The 4,536-nt window shown below is 67.8% G+C and carries 4 protein-coding genes; 3 read left to right on the top strand and 1 reads right to left on the bottom strand.

Features of this window, described 5'->3' with window-relative positions; genetic code table 11:
* A partial coding sequence (locus tag C5O18_RS06770; protein WP_146089252.1) for a DcaP family trimeric outer membrane transporter occupies positions 1–929 on the bottom strand: 929 nt, incomplete at its 3' end.
* 252 nt (positions 930–1,181) lie between these two features.
* Between C5O18_RS06770 and acs the strand changes: the two genes are divergently transcribed.
* The 3 genes from acs to C5O18_RS06755 form a co-directional block, all read left to right on the top strand.
* On the top strand, positions 1,182–3,131 hold the full coding sequence (gene acs / locus C5O18_RS06765; protein ID WP_105192625.1) for an acetate--CoA ligase: 1,950 nt from the start codon (positions 1,182–1,184) through the stop codon (positions 3,129–3,131).
* An 84-nt stretch (positions 3,132–3,215) separates the two neighbouring features.
* The gene (locus C5O18_RS06760; protein WP_105192627.1) at positions 3,216–3,887 is read left to right on the top strand and encodes a response regulator transcription factor; all 672 of its coding nucleotides are present in this window, start codon (positions 3,216–3,218) and stop codon (positions 3,885–3,887) included.
* 156 nt (positions 3,888–4,043) lie between these two features.
* The coding region (locus C5O18_RS06755; protein WP_158249291.1) for an MFS transporter at positions 4,044–4,536 on the top strand (493 nt) is incomplete at its 3' end.

Here is a 4,536-nt window from a genome sequence, read left to right as displayed (position 1 = left end):
GAGAGGCTGACGCCGAAGCCTTCGGTGGTATCGCTGACGGCGGTGTCGGAGGTCTTCAGCTGTCGCGCCAGCGCAGCGATCGACAGGTGACCGAAATCGCCTTTCCAGGTGTAGCGCGCGACCAGGTCGGGCAGGCGGTTGTCGCCGGTGTCGGTGATGGCTGCCGCGGTCGAGGTCACCGCGGTCTGCGCGTTCTCGGCGGCGAACTGCCAGTTGCCGGTGCTGTAGCGGATCTGCGGCTGGCGCGCGAACACGGTGCCGTCGGCGGCGCCCACGAAGTCCACGGTCTCCGGCAGCGCGCCGAGGTCCTGGAAGGTGGTCCAGGTCTGGCCGAAGAGCCAGTTGCCGTAGGTCAGGAAGGCGTGGCGCAGGCCCGGGTCGTAGTTGTTGGTGACGCGCTCGGTACCGCGCGCCGGACTCTGGAAGTCCAGCTCGATGTGGCTGCGCACCGGCCCGGCGGCGCCGCCCGGCGTCTCGGTCTTGAGGATCAGGCGGGTCTGCTTGGCGTGCATGTCGTAGACCTGGCTGCTGCGGCCGCTGCCATCGGAGACCGGGGTGGCGCCGGGCACGTAGAAGTCGCGGCCGGTGCTGCCGCTGGCGACCTCGCCATCGGAATAGCGGCTCATCATGGTGTCGAGCTTGACGTAGCCGCTGATGCTGACCTTGGTGTCGCCCAGGCTGGTCCTGGCCGCGGCTTCGCTGCGTGCGGTCTGGCTGGCGACCTGGGTGGAGACGCTCTGCAGGGTCGATTGCGTCTGCGCCTGGCTTTCGGCCTGGGCCTGCAGCCTGGCTTCGAGCTGCTCTATGCGTTGCTTGAGGAAGGCGAGTTCGCTGGCCGTGTCCGTGGTCTGCGGAGCGGCCTGGACGATCATGGGGGCAAGGGCGAGGGCCAGCGGGGCGAGCCTGAACAGTCGGGATGCGCGGTTCATGTTTTTATTCTCCGGCGTTATTGTTTGTGACGCCGATCTGACGCCGGAAAACGGGCCTCATCCATTGGGCCATGGTCTCTAAGACCTTGGTGGGATGTCTGTGAAATAACCCGCTGCGACGAATGGCTAATGCTGTCGCTGTCTGCCCGGAGGCATACTCGACGGCATTGCGAGAACCCTGTCCGCGGGACTGTCGTCCGCAGGGATTTCGAACCACATAAGAGCAAGAATCCACGAGGGAGCCTGCCAATCATGAGTGAAGCCAAGATCTACGACGTGCCCGCGCACTACAGCGCGGCAGGCACTCGCAACAGCCCGGAAGACTACGAGCGCCGCTACGCGCAGTCGGTGCAGGATCCGGACGCCTTCTGGGCCGAGGAAGGCCGCATCGTCGACTGGATCAAGCCGTTCACCAAGGTGAAGGATGTCTCCTTCAACGCCGATGACCTGCACATCCGCTGGTTCGAGGACGGCCAGCTCAACGTGTCGGCCAACTGTCTCGACCGCCACCTGGCCGAGCGCGGCGACAAGACCGCCATCATCTGGGAGGGCGACAGCCCGGACCAGAGCCGTCACATCACCTTCCGCGAGCTGCACGCGGATGTCTGCCGCTTCGCCAACGTGCTGCTGCGCAAGGGCGTGAAGAAGGGCGAGCGCGTCACCATCTACATGCCGATGATTCCGGAAGCGGCGGTGGCCATGCTGGCCTGCACCCGCATCGGCGCCGTGCACTCGGTGGTGTTCGGCGGCTTCTCGCCGGACTCGCTGGCCGGCCGCATCGAAGACTGCGAATCGACCGTGGTGATCACCGCCGACGAGGGCCTGCGCGGCGGCAAGAGCGTGCCGCTGAAGGCCAACGTCGACAACGCCATCCGCACCCCCGGCGGCGCCGGCGTCAAGACCGTGATCGTGGTGCGCCGCACCGGCGGTTCGGTGAACTGGGACGGCAGCCGCGACCACTGGTACCACGACCTCATGGCCGGCGAGTCGGCCGAGCACCAGGCCGAGGCCATGAACGCGGAAGATCCGCTGTTCATCCTCTACACATCCGGTTCCACCGGCAAGCCCAAGGGCGTGCTGCACACCACCGGCGGCTACCTCGTTTACGCCACCAGCACCTTCGCCAACATTTTCGACATCCGCGAAGATGACGTGTACTGGTGCACCGCCGACGTGGGCTGGGTCACCGGCCACAGCTACCTGCTCTACGGACCGCTGTCGAACGGCACCACCACGCTGATGTTCGAGGGCGTGCCGCAGTACCCGGACTGGGGCCGCATCGGCAAGGTCGTCGACAAGCACCAGGTCAGCATCCTCTACACCGCGCCGACGGCGATCCGCGCCATCATGCGCGAGGGCGACGCGCCGACGCTGGAAAGCAAGCGCACCTCGCTGCGCCTGCTCGGCTCGGTCGGCGAGCCGATCAACCCGGAAGCCTGGGAGTGGTACCACCGCGTGGTCGGCGATCACCGCTGCCCGATCGTCGACACCTGGTGGCAGACCGAGACCGGCGGCATCCTGATCACCCCGCTGCCGGGCGCCACCGCGCTCAAGCCGGGTTCGGCGACGCGCCCGTACTTCGGTGTGCGTCCGGCGATCCTCGACAACGACGGCACGCTGCTGGAAGGCGTGGCGGAAGGCAATCTGGTGATCTCCGATTCCTGGCCGGGCCAGATGCGCACGGTCTACGGCGACCACCAGCGCTTCATCGACACCTACTTCAAGACCTTCGCTGGCGTCTACACCACCGGTGACGGCGCCAAGCGCGACGCCGACGGCTACTACTGGATCACCGGCCGCGTCGATGACGTGCTGAACGTGTCCGGTCACCGCATGGGCACCGCCGAAGTCGAGAGCGCGCTGGTCTCGCACGATGCCGTGGCCGAGTCCGCCGTGGTCGGCTTCCCGCACGACATCAAGGGCCAGGGCATCTACGCCTACGTGACCCTGCAGGCAGGCGTGGAGCCCAGCGACGAGCTGCGCAAGGCGCTGGTGGCGCATGTCCGCCGCGAGATCGGTCCGATCGCCGCGCCGGATGCCATCCAGTGGGCGCCCGGCCTGCCGAAGACGCGCTCCGGCAAGATCATGCGCCGCATCCTGCGCAAGATCGCGGCCTACGAGTTCGACGGTCTCGGCGACACCTCGACACTGGCCGATCCGTCGGTGGTCGACAACCTGATCAACGGTCGCAAGGCCGGCTGATCACGCCGCGCCGACGCGGTAGACTCGCAGACGGCCCGACAGCTCCGCGCTCTCGGGCCGTTTGTCCATGAAGAGGGGATGTGCATGAATTTCGTGATCGCCGATGACCATCCGCTTTTCCGCGACGCGCTCAAGCGTGCCGTGGCCAGCCTGTTCCCCCAGGCCGGGATCACCGAGGCCGACAGCACGGCCTCGCTGCAGGCGGTGCTGGAGCGCATCGAGGAGCCCGACCTGCTGCTGCTCGACCTGCACATGCCGGGCGCTTCCGGCTTCTCCGGCCTGGTGCACGTGCGCTCGCGCTATCCGTCGCTGCCGGTGATCGTGGTGTCCGGCAACGAGGAGCCCGGCGTTATGAAGCGGGCGGTCGCCCATGGCGCCAGCGGCTACATTCCCAAGTCGTCCTCGCTCGATGACATGGCGCGGGCGATCCAGCTCGTGCTGGACGGCGAGGTCTGGCTGCCGGCCAGCGCCGCCAGCGCCCAGCCGGCGCACCTGGCGCCGGACGAGGCCGATATCGCGCGGCGCGTGCGCGACCTCACGCCGCAGCAGTTCCGCGTGCTCATGATGCTGGCCGACGGCCTGCTCAACAAGCAGATCGCCTACGAGCTGGGCGTGTCCGAGGCCACCATCAAGGCGCACATGACGGCCATCCTGAAGAAGCTGGGCGCGACCAACCGCACGCAGGCGGTGGTGGCGGCGGCGCGACTGCAGCTCGACCCGAGCATGCGCATCGTCGACGTGGTCGAGGAAGACTGATCCTGCCCGCGCCGTCCGTTCCCGGGCGGCGCGCGGCATCTTTCCGGCGGAACCGATACCCAAGGCGGATTGCAACAGTGTGTTGCCCGGCGGATGCTGTTTCCGGCCAGCGGGCAGGCGTATGCTCGCGTGTTCTCCGTGCTGCCGGACTCCTTCATGACCGCCACAGGTTTCGCATTGCCCGCGTTCTTCATCAACACCGATTTCGCCCGCTACTGGTTCGTGCGCATCTGTTCCATGATGGCGTTCCAGATGCTGGCGGTGGCGGTCGGCTGGCAGGTCTACGACCTCACCGGCAGCGCCCTGGCGCTGGGCTATGTCGGTCTCGCCGGCTTCCTGCCGGCGGTGCTGCTGGTGCTGGTGGTGGGGCAGATGGCCGACCGCTTCGACCGCCGCCGCATCGTGCAGGCGGGGCATCTGCTGGAGGCGGTGGTGGCGGCGGCGCTGGCGCTGGGCAGCTTCCAGGGCTGGCTGACGGTCGAGCTGATCTTCGCCGGCGTGTTCCTGCTCGGTGTCGGCAAGGCCTTCTCGGCGCCGACGCTGTCGGCCCTGCTGCCCTCGCTGGTGACGCCGCAGGCGCTGCCGCGGGCGATCAGCGCCTCCAGCGCGGCCATGCAGTCGGCCATCATCCTGGGGCCGGCGGTGGGCG

The organism is Amnimonas aquatica (assembly GCF_002943415.1).
Lineage (GTDB): Bacteria > Pseudomonadota > Gammaproteobacteria > Pseudomonadales > Moraxellaceae > Perlucidibaca > Perlucidibaca aquatica_A.
The sequence above is the reverse complement of the archived record's forward strand: the minus strand, read 5'-3'. Positions and strand labels throughout refer to the sequence as shown.

Excerpts from the sequence above, each read along its gene's own strand:
- acs (WP_105192625.1), top strand. The coding sequence starts at position 1,182 with ATGAGTGAAGCCAAGATCTACGACGTGCCCGCGCACTACAGCGCGGCA.
- C5O18_RS06760 (WP_105192627.1), top strand. The coding sequence starts at position 3,216 with ATGAATTTCGTGATCGCCGATGACCATCCGCTTTTCCGCGACGCGCTC.